The following is a 22,324-nucleotide window of genomic DNA, read 5'->3' on the forward strand; positions in this document are numbered from 1 at the left end:
CGCCATTCTGGCCCGCCGGGGGCCCGCGCTACGAGGTGGGGACCCCCACCTGGTGCCACGCCTTCAGCACGGCCTGCGCCGCGTCGCCCTCGCCGTAACGGGCCCGGGCCGCGGCCGCCGTCAGCCGGGCGAAGTCCGCGAAGCCCGCGTCCGCGGCCAGTTCGCCGCCGGTCAGGGTGTCGTACCAGATCTGCCCGGCCCGCTCCCACGCGTGCCCGCCCAGCGCCGTGGCCAGCAGGTAGAAGGCGTGGTTGGGGATGCCGGAGTTGATGTGCACGCCGCCGTTGTCGCGCGAGGTGCGGACGAAGTCGTCCATCGCAGCCGGCTGCGGGTCCTTGCCCAGGTGAGGGTCGTCGTAGGCGGTGCCCGGGGCCTTCATGGAGCGCAGGGCCACGCCGTGGATGGTGGGGCCCAGCAGGCCCTGGCCGATCAGCCAGTCGGCCTGCTCGGCGGTCTGGCCCAGCGCGTACTGCTTGATCAGCGAGCCGAAGACGTCGGAGAGCGACTCGTTCAGCGCCCCGGACTGGCCGTAGTACTCCAGGTTGGCGGTGTGCTGGGTGACACCGTGGGTGAGCTCGTGGCCGATGACGTCCACGGAGACCGTGAAGTCGCCGAAGATGACGCCGTCCCCGTCGCCGAACACCATCTGGTCGCCGTCCCAGAAGGCGTTGTCGTACTTCTCGCCGTAGTGCACGGAGGCGTTCAGCGGCATGCCCGCGCCGTCGATGGAGTGCCGGCCGTAGACCTTGAGGTAGAAGTCGAACGTGGCCCCGAGCGCGGCGTTCGCACGGTTGACCGTGGCGTCCTTGCTGGGGCCGTCGCCCTCGCCGTGCACCTTGGTACCGGGGAGCGCCGTCTCGTGCTGCTCGTCGTAGATGGTGCGCTGCGGCTTGTCGGGCAGCGCGCCCTCGGGGGCGGCCGCTGCGCCGCGGAGCGCGGTGACCCGGCGGCGGGTGCGCAGGGCGCCGTCGTGCTCCAGGGTGCGGCGCGCGGGCTCGTGGTGCCGGGGGTCCTCCGACTGGGCCAGCGCGTCCAGGATGTGCGGTGGAACGATGGTGCAGAAAACGCTCTTCACGGTGTCCATGAGCGGCAATTTCGCATCGGCCGCGGGGCTTGTCACTCTTCCGGACGGCGATTCCTGCAAACGAGTGGCCGGGCTCCGCGGGCCCGGCCCGTGTCCCGCATGCTGGAACACCCCTTTACACCGGGTGAGCCTCGGCTAGTGTGCTGTGCATCATGCGTTTCGGGCTGCTTCTTCTTAGCTGCCGCGGCGAGGGTCTGTAGTCGTAGGCCGACCCCCTCCCCGCGGAGTCCGGTGCTGCGTGCCGTGATGAGCGCAGGCCCGTTGGCCGATCCCTTCGCGGACACCACGAGGAGCCCTCCGCAGATGTCGCAGCAGCCCGAGCAGTCGAACGTGCAGTCCTCCGAGCACTCCGTCGGCCGCCCCACCCCGGTCACCGCGGCGACGGTGACCCAGCGCCCGTCCGGGATGCCGGTCCACAAGTACCGGCCCTACGAGGCCGTGGAGATCACCGGTCGCACCTGGCCGGACCGGCGCATCACCAAGGCCCCCCGCTGGCTCTCCACCGACCTGCGCGACGGCAACCAGGCGCTGATCGACCCGATGTCGCCCGCCCGCAAGCGGGAGATGTTCGACCTGCTGGTGCGCATGGGCTACAAGGAGATCGAGGTCGGCTTCCCCTCCTCCGGGGCCACCGACTTCGAGTTCGTCCGGTCGATCATCGAAGAGGACGCGATCCCCGAGGACGTGACGATCTCCGTCCTGACCCAGGCGCGCGAGGAGCTGATCGAGCGCACCGTGGAGTCCCTGCGCGGCGCGCACCGGGCCACCGTGCACCTCTACAACGCGACGGCGCCGGTCTTCCGCCGCGTGGTCTTCCGCGGCTCGCGCGAGCAGGTGAAGCAGATCGCGGTGGACGGCACCCGGCTGGTGGTGGAGTACGCGGACAAGATCCTGGGCGACGGGACGGTCTTCGGCTACCAGTACAGCCCGGAGATCTTCACCGACACCGAGCTGGACTTCGCGCTGGAGGTCTGCGAGGGCGTGATGGACGTCTGGCAGCCCGAGTCCGGCCGCGAGATCATCCTGAACCTGCCCGCGACCGTCGAGCGCTCCACGCCCTCCACCCACGCCGACCGCTTCGAGTGGATGTCGCGGAACCTGTCGCGCCGTGAGCACATCTGCCTGTCGGTCCACCCGCACAACGACCGGGGCACCGCGGTGGCCGCCGCCGAGCTGGCGGTCATGGCCGGGGCGGACCGGATCGAGGGCTGCCTGTTCGGGCAGGGCGAGCGCACCGGCAACGTCGACCTGGTGACGCTGGGCATGAACCTGTTCTCCCAGGGCGTCGACCCGCAGATCGACTTCTCGCAGATCGACGAGATCCGCCGCACCGCCGAGTACTGCAACCAGATGGAGGTCCACCCGCGCCACCCCTACGCGGGCGACCTGGTCTACACCTCCTTCTCCGGCTCCCACCAGGACGCCATCAAGAAGGGCTTCGAGGCCATGGAGGCGAGCGCCGCCGCGGCCGGGAAGAGCGTGGACGACATCGAGTGGGCGGTCCCGTACCTGCCGATCGACCCCAAGGACGTCGGCCGCTCCTACGAGGCCGTCATCCGCGTCAACTCGCAGTCCGGCAAGGGCGGCATCGCCTACGTGCTGAAGAACGACCACAAGCTGGACCTGCCGCGCCGGATGCAGATCGAGTTCTCGAAGATCATTCAGAACAAGACCGACGCCGAGGGCGGCGAGATCACCCCGCAGGAGATCTGGTCGGTCTTCCAGGACGAGTACCTGCCGACCCCCGGCAATCCCTGGGGCCGCATCGCCCTGCGCTCCGCGCAGACCACCACCTCCGGCGCGGAGGGCACCGACGTGCTCACCGTCGAGGCCGTCGTGGACGGCGCGGAGACGGTGCTGACCGGTACCGGCAACGGTCCGATCTCGGCCTTCGTCGACGCCCTCGCCGCCAACGGCGTGGACGCCCGGGTGCTGGACTACACCGAGCACACCATGAGCGAGGGCGCCGGGGCGCAGGCCGCTTCGTACATCGAGTGCGTGATCGACGGGGCGGTGCTGTGGGGCATCGGCGTCGACGCCAACACCACGCGTGCGTCGATCAAGGCCGTCGTCTCCGCGGTCAACCGGGCATACCGGGACTAAGGCCCCGTCCGGCGGTCAACCGGCCGCCACCGGAAACCACCGCATCCGGTGGGGACGGTGGCGGTTTCGGCCACCCCCGGTCGGAACTCCGCGTGGCGGGGTACTGACGCAGCATCACCGATGTGGCTAACATCACGTCAACGCGGCGACGAGGCCGTGGCGTTATGGAGGTGCGCCGTGATGCACGCGCAAGGCCGACACAGCCCGGACCGGTGTGTGGTGGGCGTACGCACCGTATGGCGCACCGTCGGCGACGGCGAGTTCTTCTGCCCGGGCTGCGGCGGGGACCGCAACTACCACCGGCGTACGGGCCGCCGCCGTCTGGTCGCGTTCGGGGTGCCGCTGCTGCCGCGCGGGCCGGTGGGCCCGATCGTCGAATGCACGGCCTGCCGCGGCCGCTTCGCGCTGGACGTCCTCGACCACCCCACCACCACCCGTTTCTCCGCGATGCTGCGCGACGCGGTGCACACGGTGGCCCTCGCCGTGCTGGCCGCGGGCGGCACGGAGGCCCGCACGGTGCGCCGGGCCGCGGTGGGCGCGGTGCGCGCGGCGGGCTTCGCCGACTGCAGCGAGGAGCAGCTGGTCACCCTGATCGAGGCGCTGGCCGCCGACACGGGCCGGCTGCCCGGCCGGTACGGCGGGAACGGCACGGTCTCCGGCCCCTCCGGCTCCTCCGGCCGCGACGGCTTCGACCCGTGCGGCACGGCCCTGGCCATCGAGCTGCACGAGGCCCTGGAGCCGCTGGCCCCGCACCTGGCCCCCGCGGGCCGCGAATCGATCCTGCTGCAGGGCGCGCGCATCGCCCTGGCCGACGGCCCGTACCGGCCCGCGGAGCGGGAGGTGCTGGCCACGGTGGGGCGGGCGCTGCTGATCTGTCCCGAGGACACCGACCGGCTGCTGGCGGCGGCGCGGATGCCGTCGTAGGACGGGCCGTGACCGCCACCGAATGATCTTGAACTGGGGTGCCGTGCACCGACATTCTCGGGCGCATGACCTCAATTCGCCTCCCCGGCGCGGCGGTGGCCGTCCTCGCAGCGGCAGCCCTCGTCGTCCTCGCGCCCCCCGCCCCCGCGTCCGCCGACACCGCGGACTGCCGCACGTACCACTCGGCCCGCACCCCGTCGAAGCTCACGCTGGAATGCGGGGTGCCCGGCCCCGAACTCCCGTACATGAAGCAGGAGGTGGAGCGCCGCACCCCCTTCATGACCCCCGCCCTGCAGGACGTCCACAGCTGCGGGGAGATCACCCAGCGGCAGTCCCTCCTCTACTTCGAGGCCCGCGACAAGTGCAAGGCCGTCGCCCACTACCTGGCGATCCACGGCGACTTCCGGCACTGACCCCGCCGTCCCGCACCGGCGGTCCGGGCCGCCCCGCCGGTGCGGGACAATGACTGCATGAGTCTGTTCCGCGACGACGGCATCGTCCTGCGTACCCAGAAGCTGGGAGAAGCGGACAGGATCATCACCCTCCTGACCCGCGGCCACGGCCGCGTCCGCGCCGTCGCGCGCGGGGTGCGGCGCACCAAGTCCAAGTTCGGGGCCCGGCTGGAGCCGTTCTCGCACGTCGACGTGCAGTTCTTCGCGCGCGGCGGCGAGCTCGTCGGGCGCGGTCTCCCGCTGTGCACGCAGAGTGAGACCATCGCCGCCCACGGTGGCGCGATCGTCACCGACTACGCCCGCTACACCGCCGGCACCGCGATGCTGGAGACCGCCGAGCGGTTCACCGACCACGAGGGTGAACCCGCCGTCCAGCAGTACCTCCTGCTGGTCGGCGGCCTGCGCACGCTCGCCGCGGGCGAACACGCCCCGCACCTGGTGCTCGACGCGTTCCTGCTGCGCTCCCTCGCGGTCAACGGCTACGCCCCCAGCTTCGGGGACTGCGCCAAGTGCGGCATGCCCGGCCCCAACCGCTTCTTCTCGGCCGCGGCCGGCGGAGTCACCTGCGGGGACTGCCGGGTGCCCGGAAGCGTCGTACCCTCCTCGGAGTCGCTCGGACTCCTCGGCGCACTGCTGACCGGGGACTGGACGACCGCGGACGCGTGCGAGGCGCGGCACGTCAGGGAGGGGAGCGGCCTGGTGGCCGCGTATCTCAGCTGGCATCTGGAGCGGGGGCTGAGGTCCCTGCGCTACGTGGAGCAGTGAAGGACGTACGAGGAGAAGTGGCAGTCATGGCACGACGGTTTCTGGGCCGCCCCCGACGCGATTACCGCACCCCCGAGCCGCACCCCTCGGGCGCGCGGCCGCCGAAGATCCCGGGCGAGCTGGTGCCCGAGCACGTGGCGATCGTCATGGACGGCAACGGCCGCTGGGCCAAGGAGCGCGGCCTGCCGCGCACCGAGGGCCACAAGGTCGGTGCGGAGCGCGTGCTGGACGTGCTCCAGGGCGCGATCGAGATGGGCGTGGGCAACATCTCCCTCTACGCCTTCTCGACCGAGAACTGGAAGCGCTCGCCCGACGAGGTGCGCTTCCTGATGAACTTCAACCGCGACTTCATCCGCAAGACGCGCGACCAGCTCGACGAACTCGGCATCCGGGTGCGCTGGGTGGGCCGGATGCCCAAGCTGTGGCGGTCGGTGGCCAAGGAACTGCAGGTCGCGCAGGAGCAGACCAAGGACAACGACAAGCTCACGCTGTACTTCTGCATGAACTACGGCGGCCGCGCGGAGATCGCGGACGCGGCGCAGGCGCTGGCGGAGGACGTGAAGGCCGGTCGGCTCGACCCGTCGAAGGTCAACGAGAAGACCCTCGCGAAGTACTTGTACTACCCGGACATGCCGGACGTGGACCTGTTCCTGCGCCCCTCCGGCGAGCAGCGCACGTCCAACTACCTGATCTGGCAGAGCGCTTACGCCGAGATGGTCTTCCAGGACGTCCTGTGGCCGGACTTCGACCGCCGCGATCTCTGGCGCGCCTGCCTGGAGTTCGCACAGCGGGACCGGCGCTTCGGCGGGGCGATCCCGAACGAGGCTCCTGCGGAGCAGGCCTGAAAGACGCCGGACGGGCTGACAATGTCAGCCCGTCCGGCGTTTGAGGACGAGCGGCGAAGCCGCGACAAGGGGGGCTGGGGGCGAAGCCCCCAGGGACGGTCACCCCTTCGCCGCGCACTCCCCGCACGTTCCGAAGATCTCGATCGTGTGGGCCACGTCCACGAACCCGTGCTCCTCGGCGATGGAGTCCGCCCACTTCTCCACGGCCGGGCCCTCGACCTCGACCGCCTTGCCGCACACGCGGCAGACGAGATGGTGGTGGTGGCCGCTGGAGCAGCGGCGGTAGACGGACTCGCCCTCGCTGGTGCGCAGCACGTCCACCTCGCCCGCGTCGGCGAGGGACTGCAGGGTGCGGTAGACGGTGGTCAGGCCGACCGAGGCGCCGCGGTGCCTGAGCAGGTCGTGGAGTTCCTGCGCGCTGCGGAACTCGTCCACCTCGTCGAGCGCGGCCGCCACCGCGGCCCGCTGCTTGGTGGCCCGTCCGCGTACCGGGGGACCGGCGGTCGCCACAGTTGCCTCCTCAAGCTCGCGTGAACACGCACTGCACGTGCTGCCACGCCAATTGTGCCAGGCCCGGCGGACGGAGCTGTACGGGTCGATCAAGGGGATCGGTCCGTACAGCTCCGCCCGCCGGGCCCGGCACGGTCATGATCGTCAGACCTGGACGTCGGCTTCCGGCGCCAGCGTGCAGCGCTCCGCCTCGGCGGTCCGGTCCGCCCGCCGTCTCGCCAGCGGGGTGGCGACGGCGGTGAGGGCGATGAACACGCCGATCGCCATCAGCACGATCGTCGCGCCGGACGGCACGTCCACGTAGTACGAGGTGACAGTGCCCGACAGGGTGACGAGCACACCCACGGCCACCGCCATGGCGAAGGTCGTCGCGAAGCTGCGGGCGATCTGCTGCGAGGCGGCCACCGGGATCACCATCAGCGCGCTGACCAGCAGCAGGCCGACGACGCGCATGGCGACGGTGACGGTCACCGCGGCGGTGACCGCGACCAGCAGGTTCAGCAGCCGCACCGGCAGCCCGGTGACACGGGCGAACTCCTCGTCCTGGCAGATGGCGAACAGCTGCCGGCGCAGCCCGATCGTGGTGAGGACCACGAAGGCGGCCAGGATGCAGATGGCGACGATGTCCTGCTGCGAGACGGTGGTGATCGAACCGAACAGGTAGGTCGTGAGGTTGGCGTTGGAGCCGCTGGAGGAGAGGCTCATGAGCATCACGCCGCCGGCCATGCCGCCGTAGAAGAGCATGGCCAGGGCGATGTCGCCGCGCGCCTTGCCGTACGAGCGGATCAGCTCCATCACCACCGCGCCCAGCACGCACACGGCGGTGGCCACCCACACCGGGCTGGTGTTGAGCAGGAAGCCCAGCCCGACGCCGGTGAGGGCGACGTGGCCGATGCCGTCGCCCATCAGCGCCTGGCGGCGCTGGACGAGGTAGATGCCGATCGCGGGGGCCGTGATGCCGACCAGGAAGGCGGCCAGCAGCGCCCGCTGCATGAAGGGGAGGTCGAGGATTTCCATCAGCTCAGCAGTCCCGTCCGGACGGGTTCCGCTGCCGGGTCGGCGTGCGGGTGGACGTGGTCGTGGCCGGGCAGCGCGTGCTGGCCCACGGCCTTGGGCGGGGGGCCGTCGTGCACCACGCAGCCGTCGCGCAGGACGACGGCGCGGTCGATCAGCGGCTCCAGCGGCCCGAGTTCGTGCAGGACGAGCAGCACGGTGGCGCCGCGGGCGACCTGCGTGCGCAGGGCCTCGGCGAGGACGCCCTGGTTGGCGAGGTCCACGCCGGCCATCGGCTCGTCCATGATCAGCAGTTCGGGTTCCCCGGCGAGCGCGCGGGCGATCAGCACGCGCTGGTGCTGGCCGCCGGAGAGGGCGTTGACGGAGTCCTTGAGGCGGTCCGCCATGCCGACGAGCTCCAGCGCCCGCACGACGGCCTCGCGGTCCGCCTTGCGGGTCGGGCCCAGCTTCGTGCGGGCCAGCCGCCCGGCGGCGACGACCTCGCGCACGGTGGCGGGCACGCCGCTGGCCGCGGTGGTGCGCTGCGGCACGTAGCCGACGCGCGCCCAGTCGCGGAAGCGGCGCTGCGGGGTGCCGAAGAGCTCCAGCTCGCCGCCGGTGAGCGGGACCTGCCCGACGACGGCCCGGACGGCCGTGGACTTGCCGGAGCCGTTGGCGCCGAGCAGGGCGACGACCTCGCCGCGCTGCACGGTCAGGTCGACGCCGCGCAGGACCGGGCGGGAGCCGAGCGAGGCGGTGGCGCCCCGCAGGGATATGACGGGCTGCTCCATGGCTGCTTCCTCCGTCTTCAGAGGCGGCCGGTGCAGAGACGGCCGGCTCACTTGGTGCCGAGCGCCTTCTGCAGTGCGGCCAGGTTGGACTTCATGACCTCGATGTAGTCGTGGCCGCGGGACTTGTCCGTGATGCCCTCCAGGGGGTCCAGGACGTCCGTCTTCACCTTGAGGTCGCCGGCCAGCGTCTTCGCGGTGCTGGGGTTGGCGATGGTCTCGAAGAAGACCGTGCTCACGTGGTGGTCCTCGGCGAGCTTGTGCAGCTCCTTCATCCGGGCGGCGCTGGGCTCGGACTCGGGGTCGAGGCCGCTGATGGCCTCCTCGGTGAGGCCGTAGCGCTCGGCCAGGTAGCCGAAGGCCGCGTGGGTGGTGATGAAGGTGTCCGAGGCGCGGTTCTTCAGGCCGTCGCGGAACGCGGTGTCCAGGTCGCCGAGCTTCTTGACCAGCACGTCGGTGTTCTTCGCGTAGTCGGCCTTGTGGTCCGGGTCGGCCTCGGCGAGGGTCTTGCCGACGCCCTTGGCGACCTCGGCGTACTTCACCGGGTCCAGCCAGACGTGCGGGTCGTCGCCGGGCTCGGCGTCGGAGTGCGAGTGGTTGTCGCCGGTGGAGTGGTCGTGGCCGTCCACCTCGGTGCCGTGCTTCTCCATGCCGGTGAAGGCGGTGGCGTCGGCGACGTGCTTGTTTCCGGACTGCTTGATGGCCGTGTCCACGGCGGGCTGGATGCCCTTGAGGTAGACGATGGCGCCCGCCTCGGAGAGCGAGCCGGTCTGCTTCGGGGTGAGCTCCAGGTCGTGCGGCTCGACGCCCGGTTTGGTCAGGTTGGTGACCTTGACGTGCTCGCCGCCGATCTCCTCGGCCAGGTACTGCATCGGGTAGAACGACGCCACGACCTGCAGTTTTCCATCCGCGGCGGTGTCCTTGCCGCTGTCTGGGGAGCAGGCGGAGAGGGACAGCAGGCCCAGCGCGGCCGTCCCGGCGACGGCGGTGGTCAGGGTTATTCGACGGCGGGACCGGGACGGTCGTTCGGGGCGTATCGGACGTACGTTCATGACACTCATTTTCAACAAAACTGGAAACGATTGTCAACAGCAGTCGCGTCGAGGGACGGGGTCAAGCCAAGGCCATAGCCGATTTGATGAGAGGGGGTGCCGCGCCGGTAACCTGAATCATTCGCTGTTCGTCGTCGCAATGAAGAGAGCACCGTGGCCGCCGACAAGATCGACACCATCGTCAGCCTGAGCAAGCGCCGTGGCTTCGTCTACCCCTGCTCCGAGATCTACGGCGGACAGCGTGCCGCCTGGGATTACGGACCGCTCGGCGTCGAGCTCAAGGAGAACATCAAGCGCCAGTGGTGGCGCTCCATGGTCACCTCGCGCGACGACGTGGTCGGTCTCGACTCGTCGGTGATCCTCGCCCGTGAGGTCTGGGAGGCGTCCGGCCACGTCGCCACCTTCTCCGACCCGCTGACCGAGTGCACCTCCTGCCACAAGCGCTACCGCGCCGACCACCTGGAGGAGGCGTACGAGGCCAAGCACGGCAAGCTCCCCGAGAACGGCCTCGCCGACGTCAACTGCCCGAACTGCGGCAACAAGGGCCAGTTCACCGAGCCCAAGCAGTTCTCCGGCCTGCTCTCCACCCACCTGGGCCCCACCCAGGACACCGGCTCCGTGACGTACCTGCGCCCCGAGACCGCGCAGGGCATCTTCACCAACTTCGCCCAGGTCCAGCAGACCTCGCGCAAGAAGCCGCCGTTCGGCATCGCCCAGACCGGCAAGTCCTTCCGCAACGAGATCACGCCGGGCAACTTCATCTTCCGCACCCGCGAGTTCGAGCAGATGGAGATGGAGTTCTTCGTCAAGCCGGGCGAGGACGAGCAGTGGCACGAGTACTGGATGGAGCAGCGCTGGAGCTGGTACACCGGCCTCGGCATGCGCGAGGAGAACATGCGGTGGTACGAGCACGCCGCCGAGAAGCTCTCCCACTACTCCAAGCGCACCACTGACATCGAGTACCGCTTCAACTTCGGCGGCACCGAGTTCTCCGAGCTGGAGGGCATCGCCAACCGCACGGACTTCGACCTCCAGGCCCACGCCAAGGGCTCCGGCCAGGACCTGTCGTACTTCGACCAGGAGGCCGGCGAGCGCTACTTCCCGTACGTCATCGAGCCGGCGGCCGGTCTGAACCGCGCCATGCTCGCCTTCATGCTCGACGCGTACAACGAGGACGAGGCCCCCAACGCCAAGGGCGTCATGGAGAAGCGCACCGTGATGCGCCTCGACCCGCGCCTGGCCCCGGTCAAGGTCGCCGTCCTGCCGCTGTCCCGCAACCCGCAGCTCTCCCCGAAGGCCAAGGGCCTGGCGGCGGACCTGCGCAAGCACTGGAACATCGAGTTCGACGACGCGGGCGCCATCGGCCGCCGCTACCGTCGCCAGGACGAGATCGGCACGCCGTTCTGCGTCACGGTCGACTTCGACACCCTGGACGACAACGCGGTGACGGTGCGCGAGCGCGACACGATGAAGCAGGAGCGCATCTCGCTCGACCAGATCGAGGGCTACCTGGCCGCTCGCCTGATCGGCTGCTGATCCGCAACGCCTCTTCCGCAGGCCCCGGTTCCCCGCTCGGCGGGGGCCGGGGCCTGCGGCCTTGCGGGGGTGGCACCAGGTTCACCCCCGGAACGGCAATCACTGCCATGGTGCACCCCTGACCTGCGCACCTACCGTGTGAGCCATGCAATTCGCCTTCCTCCTCCGCCCGTTCCGCGGCGCCGGCCGTGCCGCCGCCCTGCTCGCCGTGGGCGCGCTCGCCCAGCTCCCCCCGCTGCTCGTGCTCGCCCTGCCGTGGCTGCCCGGCGGGCCGACGGAGGCGCTGAGCGTGCTGGCGGCCGTCCTCGTGCCGTTCGCCGCGCTCGTGGCCGCGACGCCGCTGCTGAGCACGGTGCAACGGGCCCGATTCCGCACCCGGTCCGGGGTGGACATCCCCGCGCCGGCGCGGGCGGGCGGCGTGGCGCAGTGGCTGCGGTCGGAGGCCGCCTGGCGTCAGGTGCGCTACCACCTGGCGGTGGGGCCGCTGCTGGCGCTGGCCGGGCTGGGCGTCCTGCTGCTGTGGGCGGCGGCGGGGGCGGCGGCCACCACGTACGTCTGGATGTGGGCGGTGCCGCCCGAGCACCGCTACGTGTTCACCGTCGTCCAGGACGGCTACGTCACCGCCGCGGGCCTCGCCGCGCTGTACGCGGCCGCCTGGCTCTCCACGGCCGTCGCCCGGCTCGACGCCCGCGCCGCCGCGAACCGCCTCGGGCCCAGCCGCACCGAGCAGTTGACGCGCCGGGTGGCGGACCTGACCGAGCGGCGGGCCGAGGTCGTCGCCGCGACGGACGCCGAACGGCGGCGCATCGAGCGGGACCTGCACGACGGCGCCCAGCAGCGCCTGGTGTCGCTGGCGGTCAACCTCGGCCTGGCGAAGGCCACTCTGCCCGGTCTGCCGGACGACGCCCGTAAGGTCATCGACGAGGCCCACCGCGAGGCGAAGGAGGCCATCGAGGAGCTGAGCAACCTCGTCCGCGGCCTGCACCCGGCCGTCCTGGAGGACCGCGGCCTGGACGCCGCCCTCTCCGGCATCGCCGAACGGGCCCCGCTGCCGGTGCGGTTGACGGTGGACCTGCCGGAGCGGCCGGCGCCGACGATCGAGGCCGTGGCCTACTTCGTGGTCTCCGAGGCGCTCGCCAACGTCGTCAAGCACGCGCGGGCGAGCAGGGCGGATGTCAGCGTGGAGCGGATCGGGGAGATACTGCTCGTCGTCGTCTCCGACGACGGCGTGGGCGGAGCGGACTCCTCCGGGGGCACCGGGCTGACGGGTCTGGCCAAGCGCGTCGCGTCGGTCGACGGCACCTTCTCGATCAAGAGCCCCGCGGGGGGCCCGACCGTGGTGACTGTGGAGCTGCCGTGCGCGCTGTGATTGCCGAGGATTCCGTCCTGCTCCGGGTGGGACTCGTGAGGGTCCTGGAGACGGCCGGATTCGAGGTGGTTGCGGAGACCGGCGACGCCGAGACCCTGCTGGCCGCGGTCGACGAACACCGGCCGGATCTGGCCGTGCTCGACGTCCGCATGCCGCCGGGCTTCCAGGACGAGGGCGTACGGGCCGCGCTGGCCGTGCGCGCGCAGTGGCCGCGGACGGCAGTGCTGCTGCTGTCGCAGTACGTGGAGGAGCGGTACGCGACGGACCTGCTGACCGGCGAGACGGCGGGCCTCGGCTACCTGCTCAAGCAACGGGTCGCGGACGTCGAGGAGTTCATCGAGGCGGTGCGGCGCGTGGCTGCGGGCGGCACGGCGCTGGACCCGCAGGTGGTCTCGCAGCTCCTGGTGCGCCGCCACTCCGACCCGCTGGACCGCCTGACCGCCCGCGAGCGCGAGGTCCTGGCCGCGATGGCGGAGGGCCGCTCCAACGCGGGGATCGCGGAGCGGCTGGTGGTGAGCGAGAGCGCGGTGGCGAAGCACATCAACAGCATCCTGGCGAAACTGGACCTGCCGAGGGCGGATGCGGACCACCGCCGGGTGCTGGCGGTGCTGCGGTTCCTGGGTGTGGGGTAGCGCCCCGTCACCTGCGGGCGCGTTGTGGCTGGTCGCGCAGTTCCCCGCGCCCCTTACGGGGCACGGAACCCCGGTCGCGCCCCGTAAGGGGCGCGGGGAACTGCGCGAGCAACCGCACATGACCCGCACCCGAAAACTCAGCGACGCAGCCCCCGCAGCAGCAACGCACAAACGGCCTCGAACGCCCCGTCGATGTCGGGCAGTGCCCATTCCTCCGCATAACCCGGGTCATGGAAACGGCAAGTGCCGTCCCACAACGCCCGCGCCGTGACGGCGGGGTCGTCCGAGACGAACTCCCCGTCCCGCACGCCCTCTTCGACGATCCCGGCCAACTGGCCGATCATCGTCTCGATGTGCCGCTCGACGGTGCCGCTGTTCTCGCCGGCGAGCACCATGTAGGTGGCGAACAGCTCAGGATCGTCACCGGCCTTGCGCCGCTTCGCGGCGAACAGCCCGGCGAGCCACGCCTGCAGCCGCACCCCCGCAGGGGCGTCCCCTTCCGCGACGGCGGACAGCTCCACGTGCGTCTTGCCGAGCCACCGGTCGGTCACGGCCTCCCGCAGCGCCGCCTTGCTGCCGAAGTGCCGGTAGACGCTGCCGTGGCTGACACCGAGCGCCCGGGCCACGTCGACCACCGTGGCCTTGGCCGGGCCGAAGCGGCGCAGCACGTCCTCGGTGGCCTCCAGGATGCGGGCGGGGGTCAGGGTCTCGGGCGCCATGGCGGTGGGACGGTCCTTTCGGTCGCAGTGGCAGTCGCTCGCCGACCGGTCGAGCGTAACCGGCCGTGCCCGCAAGGATTACCGCTCGCTGTCGAGGTGGGCCATCTGCGAGTCCGGGTAGCGCTCGCCCGCGGCGGCGCCGGCCGGTACGGCCTCCTCGATGGCGGCGATGTCGGCCGGGCTCAGGGTGACGTCCAGGGCGCCGAGCGCCTCGGTGAGGCGGCCGCGGCTGCGGGCGCCGACCAGCGGGACGATGTCCTCGCCGCGGGAGAGCACCCAGGCGATGGCGGTCTGCGCGACGCTCGCGCCCCGCCCCTCGGCGACCTTGCGCAGCGCGTCGGCCAGGTCGAGGTTGCGCTGGAGGTTCTCGCCCTGGAAGCGGGGGCTCATGCCCCGGAAGTCGTTCGCGGCGAACTGCGCGTCGCGGTTCATGTGGCCGCCGATCAGGCCGCGGGAGAGGACGCCGTAGGCGGTGATGCCGATGCCCAGTTCGCGGCACGCGGGCAGGATCTGCCGCTCGATGCCGCGGGAGAGCAGCGAGTACTCGATCTGCAGGTCGGTGATCGGGGCGGTGGAGGCGGCCCGCCGGACGGTCTCGGCGCCCGCCTCGGAGAGGCCGATGTGGCGGACGTGGCCGGCCTCGACGAGCTCGGCGATGGCGCCGACGGTCTCCTCGATCGGCACGTCGGGGTCGACGCGGGCGATGCGGTAGACGTCGATGTGGTCGACGCCGAGGCGCTGCAGCGAGTACGCGGCGAAGGTCTTCACCGCGGCCGGGCGGCCGTCGTAGCCGAACCAGGCACCGTCGGGGCCGCGCAGGGCGCCGAACTTGACGCTGGTGAGCGCCTTTTCGCGGGACGCGGCGGGCGCGGTGCGCAGGGCCTCGCCGATGAGCAGCTCGTTGTGGCCCATGCCGTAGAAGTCGCCGGTGTCCAGCAGGGTGATGCCGGCGTCGAGGGCGGCGTGGATCGTCGCGACGGACTCGGTGCGGTCGGCATCGCCGTAGAGGGCGGACATGCCCATGCAGCCGAGGCCGAGGGCGGAGATGCGGGGGCCGGTGGTGCCGAGGGTGCGGTGCTGCACGGGAACTCCTTCGGAGTGCGGGGGAGCGGGTACACCGACAGCATGACGCATGGAATGACAGATTTCAATATCTGTCATTCCATGCGTCATCGTGCGCCGGCCCCCGCGGCCGCCCGGCTCAGCGGATGGAGCGCGGCAGCCGCAGGCTCAGCACCACCGTGACCGCGGCCGCCACCAGCTGCACGGCGAGCGTGACCGTCAGGGCGTCCTGCATCCCCATCGAGGGCGCCAGCGAGAGGAAGAGCGTCCCGAGGGCGGCCACGCCCAGTGCCTGGAACGCCTGCTGGGTGGTGGTCACCACGCCGCCGCCGACGCCCGCCTGGGCGACCGGCACCTCGCTGAGCATCGTGCGCATCGTCAGCGGGAACAGCAGCCCCTGGCCCAGGCCCTGGACCGCCAGCGCCGGGGCGGTGTCCCAGCCGTCCAGCCCGTGCCCGCCCCAGTGGAAGGTCGCGATCAGCATCAGCAGACCGGCGCTCTGGAGCAGCGCACCGGCCGTCACCACGCGCCGCCCGTGCCGCGCGGCCAGCCGCGGGCCCGCCAGCGAGGCGACGAAGAACGCCAGGCACAGCGGCACCAGTGCCAGACCCGCCGCCATCGGGCCGAGCTTCAGCCCCTCCTGCAGCGCCACCGCGAGGACGAACATGAAGCCGCCCCAGCCCAGGCAGAACGGCATGACGACGGCCAGCCCGCTGCGCATCGAGTGGATCCGCAGCAGCGACGGCGGCACCAGCGGCGTGCGGCCGGCCCGCTCCGTACGCAGCTCCACCGCCAGGAACGCCCAGGCCGCGAACGGGAACACCGCCAGCAGCACCCACGACCACACCGGCCAGCCCGCGGCCCGGCCCTCGGTCAGCGGCAGCAGCAGCGAGATCAGCGTCACCGACAGCAGCGCGGTGCCCGGCCCGTCCACCCGCGTGGGGTGCTCCGAGCGCGTCTCCGGCACCGACCGCAGCGCCAGCACCAGCGCGACGGCCGCGACGGGTGCGTTGACCAGGAAGATCGAGCGCCAGCCGGTGCCCGCGATGTTCAGGGAGACCAGCACGCCGCCCAGCACCTGGCCGACCGCGCTGGTGACGCCGGCCGTCGAGCTGTACCAGCTCATCGCCCGGACCCGGGCCGCGCCGCTCGTCGTGGCCTGGATGCTCGCCAGCACCTGCGGCAGCAGCAGCGCCGAGGCCGCGCCCTGCGCGACCCGGGCGGCGACCAGTGTCCAGGCGTTCGGCGCGAGGCCGCAGGCCACCGAGGTGAGGCCGAACGTCACGATGCCCCACAGGAACAGCCGGCGGCGGCCGAACATGTCGCCGAGGCGTCCGCCGAGCACCAGCAGCACCGCGTACGCCACGCCGTAGCCGCCGACGACCATCTCCAACAGAGCCGGACCGGCGTGCAGGTCACGGTCGATCGTCGGCAGGGCCACGTTCACGATGAACGCGTCCACCATCGGCAGCGCCGCCCCGAGCATGACGGTCAGCAGGCCGAGCGGTGTCAGTACGGGCGCGGCGGAGGAGGACGGGGGGACGGGGGAGCCCACGCGGGGCCGGACGCTGGTTGCTATCGGGGTTTGGCTCACGGGTAAGACGATGGCCCCCTGCTCAGCCTGGTACCAGAGTGTCTTTATCCTGGTACCGGGACTACCTGGCACGCCGATGGGGCGTGCCGCACCCTGGAGGGCATGACCACGATGGTGCTGGAGCAGACCGCCGCACGGACACATGCGGACACAGCGGACGACGTACGGCGCGCGGAGCTCGCCGCCTTCCTGCGCAGCCGCCGCGAGCGGATCACCCCCGAGCAGGTCGGCCTGCCCCGCGGGGTCCGGCGCCGCACCCCCGGGCTGCGCCGCGAGGAGGTCGCGCACCTGGCCGCCGTCGGGGTCACCTGGTACACGTGGATGGAGCAGGCCCGCGACATCCAGGCCTCCGGGCAGGTGCTGGACGCCGTCGCCCGGGCCCTGATGCTCGGCCGCGACGAGCGCTCCCACCTCTTCGCCCTGGCGGGCGTCGCCGACCCGCTGCCCGAGGCCGCGTACGCGGACGTGCCGGAGGCGCTGCTGCAGATGCTGGAGCAGCTGGAGCCCTTCCCCGCCTGCGTGCAGAACGCGCGCTACGACATCCTCGCCTACAACCGCACCTACGGCCGCCTGCTGTGCGACCTCGACGCCCTGCCGCCGCGCGACCGCAACTGCCTGTGGCTCTCGTACACCCACCCCCAGTGGCGGGAGGCGCTCGTCGACCGGGACGAGACGATGCGGCTGATGACCGCCAAGTTCCGTGCCGCGATGGCCGAGCACGTGGCGGAGCCCTCCTGGAAGTGCCTGGTCAAGCGGCTCCACGACGCCTCGCCGGAGTTCCGGGAGATCTGGGCGCGGCACGAGGTGGTCACCGACCAGTCGCCCCGGACGAAGGCCTTCCAGAACCCCCGCGTGGGCCTGCTGCGCGTCAAGCACACCAGCCTGTGGCTCGGCCCCGGCCCCGGTCCGCGCCTGAGCAGCTACACCCCGGTCGACGAGGAGACGCACGGGCGGATGGAGCGGCTGCACCGGCTGGTGCTCGAAGAAGAGCAGGCCGGCGCTTCCGCCGGATGAGGGACAATGGACGGTCGTCCCCCTGTTCCGCACGACTCCCGCACGACCGAGGAAGCCTCTCCATGACGCAGCTCCAGATCGGCCCGCACACGGTGCAGCCGCCGGTGGTCCTGGCCCCGATGGCCGGGATCACGAACGCGCCCTTCCGCACCCTGTGCCGTGAGTTTGCCGAAGGCGTCGGCTGGGGGTCCGGGGGTTATCCCCCGGGAAAGCACAGTTCGGGCGGCAAGGGGCTGTTCGTCAGCGAGATGATCACGACCCGGGCGCTGGTCGAGCGGGACGCCAAGACCATGCGGCTGATCCACTTCGACGGGACCGAGAAGCCCCGCTCGATCCAGCTCTACGGCGTCGACCCGGTGACGGTCGGCAAGGCCGTCCGCATGATCGTGGACGAGGACCTGGCCGACCACATCGACCTCAACTTCGGCTGCCCGGTCCCCAAGGTCACCCGCAAGGGCGGCGGCTCCGCCCTGCCGTACAAGCGCAACCTGCTGCGCTCGATCCTGCGCGAGGCCGTGGGCAACGCCGGGTCGCTCCCGGTGACCATGAAGATGCGCAAGGGCATCGACGACGAGCACATGACCTACCTCGACGCCGGCCGCATCGCCGTCGAGGAGGGCGTGACCGCCATCGCCCTGCACGGCCGCACCGCCGCCCAGCACTACGGCGGCACCGCCGACTGGTCGGCCATCGCCCGGCTGAAGGAGACCGTCCCCGAGATCCCGGTGCTCGGAAACGGCGACATCTGGTCGGCGGAGGACGCCGTCCGGATGATGCGCGAGACCGGCTGCGACGGCGTCGTGGTCGGCCGCGGCTGCCTGGGCCGGCCCTGGCTCTTCGGCGACCTGGTGGCCGCCTTCGACCCCGCGGGCCCCGGCGCCCCGGCGGCGCCCGACATGGGCACGGTGGCCAAGGTGATGCTGCGCCACGCCGAACTGCTGGGCCAGTGGCTGGAGAACGAGGAACGCGGCGTCATCGACTTCCGCAAGCACGTGGCCTGGTACACCAAGGGCTTCTCGATCGGCTCGGAGCTGCGCAAGAAGCTGGCGATCGCCTCCTCGCTGGCCGAGCTGGACGCTCTTCTGAGCGAGCTCGACCTGGACCAGTCCTGGCCGGCCGGCGCGGACGGTCCCCGGGGCCGCACCTCGGGCCGCAACCGCGTGGTGCTCCCGGACGGCTGGCTCGACGATCCCTACGCGTGCGCGGTCGTCGGAGCGGATGCCGAACTTGACACTTCCGGGGGATGACGGGGGGGTTGGCGAGGGCGTGATTCTCGCCACCTCTGATAGGGGTCCCGCTCAGATGAGCGTTTGAGGCGGGCCTGCACCTTCCAAAGGGTGGCACTGCGTGCCACCCTTTGCGTCTTCACCTCTTGACCGCATCATGCGCGATTTCTCGACACATCGTGGTGCCTCGGATGCTTTCCGTGGTCTTGCCTTCAAGATGTGAAGGATGTCGGCGGGCGGCAGATTCGGCCATGCCACTTTCGATCTGCTGGCAGACGGGGTGATGCGCCCATCGTTCGCTCAAGTGGACCTCCTCAGATGCCTTCGATCTGGGTACGCTCCCCGCCGTCAGGGCAGCCCTCCCCACCTGCGTCCGGGAGGCACCAGTGAGGAGTCGAGTCCCGTGCCGGTAAACGAAGATCGCCAGAAGTTCGTCTACGACTTCACCGAGGGCAACAAGGAGCTCAAGGACCTGCTCGGCGGCAAGGGTGCCAACCTCGCCGAGATGACCAACCTCGGTCTGCCCGTCCCCCCGGGCTTCACCATCACCACCGAGGCCTGCAAGGTCTACCTGGAGAGCGGCACCGAGCCCGCCGCGATGCGCGACGAGGTCACCGCGCACCTGGAGGCGCTCGAGGCCGGGATGGGCAAGAAGCTCGGCCAGGCCGACAACCCCCTGCTGGTCTCCGTCCGTTCGGGCGCCAAGTTCTCCATGCCCGGCATGATGGACACCGTCCTGAACATCGGCCTCTCCGACGAGTCCGTGGGCGGGCTCGCGGCCCAGGCCGGCGACGAGCGGTTCGCGTGGGACTCCTACCGCCGCCTCATCCAGATGTTCGGCAAGACCGTGCTGGGCGTCGACGGCGACCTCTTCGAGGAGGCGCTGGAGGAGGCCAAGCGGGCCAAGGGCGTCGCGACCGACGTCGAGCTCGACGCCGCCGATCTGCGCACGCTGGTCGGGGAGTTCAAGGACATCGTCGCCAAGGGGACCGGCCGGGACTTCCCGCAGGACCCCCGCGAGCAGATGGACCTGGCCATAAGGGCGGTCTTCGACTCGTGGAACGGCGAGCGGGCCAAGCTCTACCGCCGCCAGGAGCGCATCCCCGGCGACCTGGGCACGGCCGTCAACATCTGCTCGATGGTCTTCGGCAACCTCGGCCCGGACTCCGGCACCGGCGTCGCCTTCACCCGCGACCCCGCCAGCGGCCACCAGGGCGTCTACGGCGACTACCTGCAGAACGCCCAGGGCGAGGACGTCGTCGCCGGCATCCGCAACACCATGCAGCTCGCCGAGCTGGAGCAGCTCGACAAGGCCTCGTACGACCAGCTGATGCAGATCATGGAGACGCTGGAGACGCACTACAAGGACCTGTGCGACATCGAGTTCACCATCGAGCGCGGCAAGCTGTGGATGCTGCAGACCCGCGTCGGCAAGCGCACCGCGGGCGCGGCCTTCCGGATCGCCACGCAGCTCGTCGACCAGGGCCTGATCGACGAGGCCGAGGCGCTGCAGCGGGTCACCGGCGCCCAGCTGGCGCAGCTGATGTTCCCGCGCTTCGACGAGAAGGCGAAGACGGAGATGCTCGGCCGGGGCATCGCGGCCTCGCCGGGTGCCGCGGTCGGCAAGGCCGTCTTCGACTCGTACACGGCCGTGAAGTGGTCGCGTTCGGGCGAGAAGGTCATCCTCATCCGCCGCGAGACCAACCCCGACGACCTCAACGGCATGATCGCCGCCGAGGGCATCCTCACCTCGCGCGGCGGCAAGACCTCGCACGCCGCCGTCGTCGCCCGCGGCATGGGCAAGACCTGCGTCTGCGGTGCCGAGGAGCTCGAAGTCGACACCAAGCAGCGGAAGATGACCGCGCCGGGCGGGGTCGTCGTCGAGGAGGGCGACGTCGTCTCCATCGACGGCTCCTCCGGCAAGGTCTACCTCGGCGAGGTCCCCGTCGTGCCGTCCCCGGTCGTCGAGTACTTCGAGGGCCGCATGCACGCCGGCGCCGACGACGCGGACGAACTGGTCCAGGCCGTGCACCGGGTGATGGCCTACGCCGACCGCATGCGCCGGCTGCGCGTCCGCGCCAACGCCGACAACGCCGAGGACGCCGCGCGCGCCCGCCGCTTCGGCGCCCAGGGCATCGGCCTGTGCCGCACCGAGCACATGTTCCTCGGCGAGCGCCGCGAGATGGTCGAGCGGCTGATCCTGGCCGACACCGGGGCCGAGCGCGAGGAGGCCCTCGGGGCCCTGCTGCCGCTGCAGAAGGCCGACTTCGTCGAGCTCTTCGAGGCGATGGACGGACTTCCGGTCACCGTGCGCCTGCTGGACCCGCCGCTGCACGAGTTCCTGCCGGACATCACCGAGCTGTCCGTGCGCGTCGCGCTCGCCGAGGCCCGGCAGGAGGCGCACGAGAACGACCTGCGCCTGCTGCAGGCCGTGCACAAGCTGCACGAGCAGAACCCGATGCTCGGCCTGCGCGGCGTCCGCCTCGGCCTGGTCATCCCCGGCCTGTTCGCCATGCAGGTACGGGCCATCGCCGAGGCCGCGGCCGAGCGGCGGGACGCCAAGGGGGACCCGCGCGCCGAGATCATGATCCCGCTCGTGGGCACCGTCCAGGAGCTGGAGATCGTCCGCGAGGAGGCCGAGCGCGTCATCGCGGAGGTGGAGCGTACGAGCGGGGTCCGGCTCGGGCTCACCCTCGGCACGATGATCGAGCTGCCGCGCGCCGCCCTGACGGCCGGTCAGATCGCGGAGGCGGCCGAGTTCTTCTCGTTCGGCACGAACGACCTCACCCAGACCGTGTGGGGCTTCTCGCGCGACGACGTCGAGGCGAGCTTCTTCACGGCGTACCTGGAGAAGGGGATCTTCGGGGTCAGCCCGTTCGAGACCATCGACAAGGACGGCGTCGGCTCGCTCGTCCGCGCGGCCGCCGAGGCGGGCCGGGCCACCCGGCCCGACCTCAAGCTCGGCGTGTGCGGCGAGCACGGCGGCGACCCGGAGTCGGTCCACTTCTTCCACGAGGTGGGGCTGGACTACGTGTCCTGCTCCCCGTTCCGCATCCCGGTGGCACGGCTGGAGGCCGGGCGCGCGGCGGCGGCCTCCGGCGGGAGCGACAGCCGGTAGCCGCTGAACACCGCGTTGCCGGGTGCGCCCCGTCAGAGGCGCGGGGAACTGCGCGAGCAACCCCCACGGGCCGCACCCGGCAGCGTACGGAGGCTGTGCGGCACTTCACCGTCCCCGGCCGCAGCCCGTCCGTGGCTGATCGCGCCCACGCGGCGGAGCCGCTGGGGGCACCTCTTGGGGGCACCCCCTGGGGGCACCCCCAGCGGTAGCTGGGGGAGGTAGCTGGGGGAGTCACAGCCCCGCGCCCCCGACGGGGCGCGGTCCGCACCTGGCCGCGGGTGGTAACCCGCACGTAACGCGTACGGCACCTTGGGGCGCCCACCGAGCCGGAGGCGGCATGGCGAAGGGGCGGCGCCCGTGCGGGAGCGCCGCCCCTCTTTACTCCCCCACCGGGAGTTGTTGCCGCCCGCATCGGCTCGGGCGGCAACTCGCATACTCAGCGGCCGCTTATTCGCTCGCCACCCCCCACGGGAACGAGCGGGGGCGGCCCCGAGTGCGTGAATAGCATTTCGCTTCTGCGATGTTCGCCGCGAGTCCT

At 71.4% G+C, this 22,324-nt stretch carries 19 protein-coding genes; 11 read left to right on the top strand and 8 right to left on the bottom strand.

Annotation, left to right across the window (positions count from 1 at the left end):
• Positions 1-28 precede the first annotated feature (28 nt).
• Complete coding sequence (locus tag ACLHRZ_RS26260) at positions 29-1,084, bottom strand: M4 family metallopeptidase (protein WP_490420983.1); 1,056 nt, start codon at positions 1,082-1,084, stop codon at positions 29-31.
• A 303-nt stretch (positions 1,085-1,387) separates the two neighbouring features.
• On the opposite strand from ACLHRZ_RS26260, the gene leuA reads away from it, so the two are divergent.
• The 5 genes from leuA to ACLHRZ_RS26285 all read left to right on the top strand — a co-directional run bounded on the left by leuA (position 1,388) and on the right by ACLHRZ_RS26285 (position 6,173).
• The gene (gene leuA / locus ACLHRZ_RS26265; protein WP_490420984.1) at positions 1,388-3,187 is read left to right on the top strand and encodes a 2-isopropylmalate synthase; all 1,800 of its coding nucleotides are present in this window, start codon (positions 1,388-1,390) and stop codon (positions 3,185-3,187) included.
• Positions 3,188-3,367: 180 nt separating this feature from the next.
• Positions 3,368-4,111 (top strand): tellurite resistance TerB family protein, encoded by a 744-nt coding sequence (locus ACLHRZ_RS26270; protein WP_490421082.1) that lies wholly within the window; start codon positions 3,368-3,370, stop codon positions 4,109-4,111.
• 65 nt (positions 4,112-4,176) lie between these two features.
• Complete coding sequence (locus tag ACLHRZ_RS26275; RefSeq protein ID WP_490420985.1) at positions 4,177-4,524, top strand: hypothetical protein; 348 nt, start codon at positions 4,177-4,179, stop codon at positions 4,522-4,524.
• A gap of 57 nt (positions 4,525-4,581) precedes the next feature.
• Positions 4,582-5,328, top strand: a complete 747-nt coding sequence (recO, locus tag ACLHRZ_RS26280) for a DNA repair protein RecO (protein ID WP_490420986.1) — start codon at positions 4,582-4,584, stop codon at positions 5,326-5,328.
• Between the two features lie 26 nt (positions 5,329-5,354).
• Positions 5,355-6,173 carry an isoprenyl transferase gene (locus ACLHRZ_RS26285; protein ID WP_490420987.1) on the top strand — a complete coding sequence of 273 codons (819 nt, stop codon included), beginning with the start codon at positions 5,355-5,357 and terminating at the stop codon, positions 6,171-6,173.
• Positions 6,174-6,272: 99 nt separating this feature from the next.
• Here the strand turns inward: ACLHRZ_RS26285 and ACLHRZ_RS26290 are convergent, their stop codons facing one another.
• From ACLHRZ_RS26290 to ACLHRZ_RS26305, 4 genes are all read right to left on the bottom strand, one after another.
• Positions 6,273-6,683: a Fur family transcriptional regulator gene (locus ACLHRZ_RS26290; protein ID WP_490420988.1), complete on the bottom strand. Its 411-nt coding sequence runs from the start codon at positions 6,681-6,683 to the stop codon at positions 6,273-6,275.
• Between the two features lie 144 nt (positions 6,684-6,827).
• A complete protein-coding gene (locus ACLHRZ_RS26295) occupies positions 6,828-7,700 on the bottom strand; it encodes a metal ABC transporter permease (RefSeq protein ID WP_490420989.1) in 873 nt (290 codons plus the stop codon).
• Positions 7,700-8,467, bottom strand: a complete 768-nt coding sequence (locus ACLHRZ_RS26300; protein ID WP_490420990.1) for a metal ABC transporter ATP-binding protein — start codon at positions 8,465-8,467, stop codon at positions 7,700-7,702. Before ACLHRZ_RS26300 ends, ACLHRZ_RS26295 begins: the two co-directional genes overlap by 1 nt.
• 47 nt (positions 8,468-8,514) lie before the next feature.
• Positions 8,515-9,516 carry a metal ABC transporter substrate-binding protein gene (locus ACLHRZ_RS26305; RefSeq protein ID WP_490420991.1) on the bottom strand — a complete coding sequence of 334 codons (1,002 nt, stop codon included), beginning with the start codon at positions 9,514-9,516 and terminating at the stop codon, positions 8,515-8,517.
• 153 nt (positions 9,517-9,669) lie between these two features.
• Between ACLHRZ_RS26305 and ACLHRZ_RS26310 the strand changes: the two genes are divergently transcribed.
• The 3 genes from ACLHRZ_RS26310 (at position 9,670) to ACLHRZ_RS26320 (ending at position 13,053) form a co-directional block, all read left to right on the top strand.
• A complete protein-coding gene (locus tag ACLHRZ_RS26310; RefSeq protein WP_490420992.1) occupies positions 9,670-11,052 on the top strand; it encodes a glycine--tRNA ligase in 1,383 nt (460 codons plus the stop codon).
• Positions 11,053-11,197: 145 nt separating this feature from the next.
• Positions 11,198-12,421 (top strand): sensor histidine kinase, encoded by a 1,224-nt coding sequence (locus tag ACLHRZ_RS26315; RefSeq protein WP_490420993.1) that lies wholly within the window; start codon positions 11,198-11,200, stop codon positions 12,419-12,421.
• The gene (locus ACLHRZ_RS26320; RefSeq protein ID WP_490420994.1) at positions 12,409-13,053 is read left to right on the top strand and encodes a response regulator transcription factor; all 645 of its coding nucleotides are present in this window, start codon (positions 12,409-12,411) and stop codon (positions 13,051-13,053) included. The genes ACLHRZ_RS26315 and ACLHRZ_RS26320 overlap by 13 nt, the downstream gene beginning before the upstream one ends.
• A gap of 137 nt (positions 13,054-13,190) precedes the next feature.
• Here the strand turns inward: ACLHRZ_RS26320 and ACLHRZ_RS26325 are convergent, their stop codons facing one another.
• From ACLHRZ_RS26325 to ACLHRZ_RS26335, 3 genes are all read right to left on the bottom strand, one after another.
• Positions 13,191-13,772 carry a TetR/AcrR family transcriptional regulator gene (locus ACLHRZ_RS26325; RefSeq protein WP_490420995.1) on the bottom strand — a complete coding sequence of 194 codons (582 nt, stop codon included), beginning with the start codon at positions 13,770-13,772 and terminating at the stop codon, positions 13,191-13,193.
• 78 nt (positions 13,773-13,850) lie between these two features.
• Positions 13,851-14,855 (bottom strand): aldo/keto reductase, encoded by a 1,005-nt coding sequence (locus ACLHRZ_RS26330; protein WP_490420996.1) that lies wholly within the window; start codon positions 14,853-14,855, stop codon positions 13,851-13,853.
• A gap of 118 nt (positions 14,856-14,973) precedes the next feature.
• Positions 14,974-16,428, bottom strand: coding sequence for an MFS transporter (locus ACLHRZ_RS26335; RefSeq protein WP_490420997.1), 1,455 nt, complete (start codon positions 16,426-16,428; stop codon positions 14,974-14,976).
• 102 nt (positions 16,429-16,530) lie between these two features.
• Between ACLHRZ_RS26335 and ACLHRZ_RS26340 the strand changes: the two genes are divergently transcribed.
• The 3 genes from ACLHRZ_RS26340 to ppdK all read left to right on the top strand — a co-directional run bounded on the left by ACLHRZ_RS26340 (position 16,531) and on the right by ppdK (position 21,786).
• Positions 16,531-17,442, top strand: a complete 912-nt coding sequence (locus ACLHRZ_RS26340) for a helix-turn-helix transcriptional regulator (RefSeq protein WP_490420998.1) — start codon at positions 16,531-16,533, stop codon at positions 17,440-17,442.
• Positions 17,443-17,504: 62 nt separating this feature from the next.
• Complete coding sequence (gene dusB, locus ACLHRZ_RS26345) at positions 17,505-18,689, top strand: tRNA dihydrouridine synthase DusB (RefSeq protein ID WP_490420999.1); 1,185 nt, start codon at positions 17,505-17,507, stop codon at positions 18,687-18,689.
• 262 nt (positions 18,690-18,951) lie between these two features.
• Positions 18,952-21,786 carry a pyruvate, phosphate dikinase gene (gene ppdK / locus ACLHRZ_RS26350; RefSeq protein ID WP_490421000.1) on the top strand — a complete coding sequence of 945 codons (2,835 nt, stop codon included), beginning with the start codon at positions 18,952-18,954 and terminating at the stop codon, positions 21,784-21,786.
• Positions 21,787-22,324: the final 538 nt, after the last annotated feature.

Source organism: Streptomyces sp. AM25 (genome assembly GCF_058146165.1).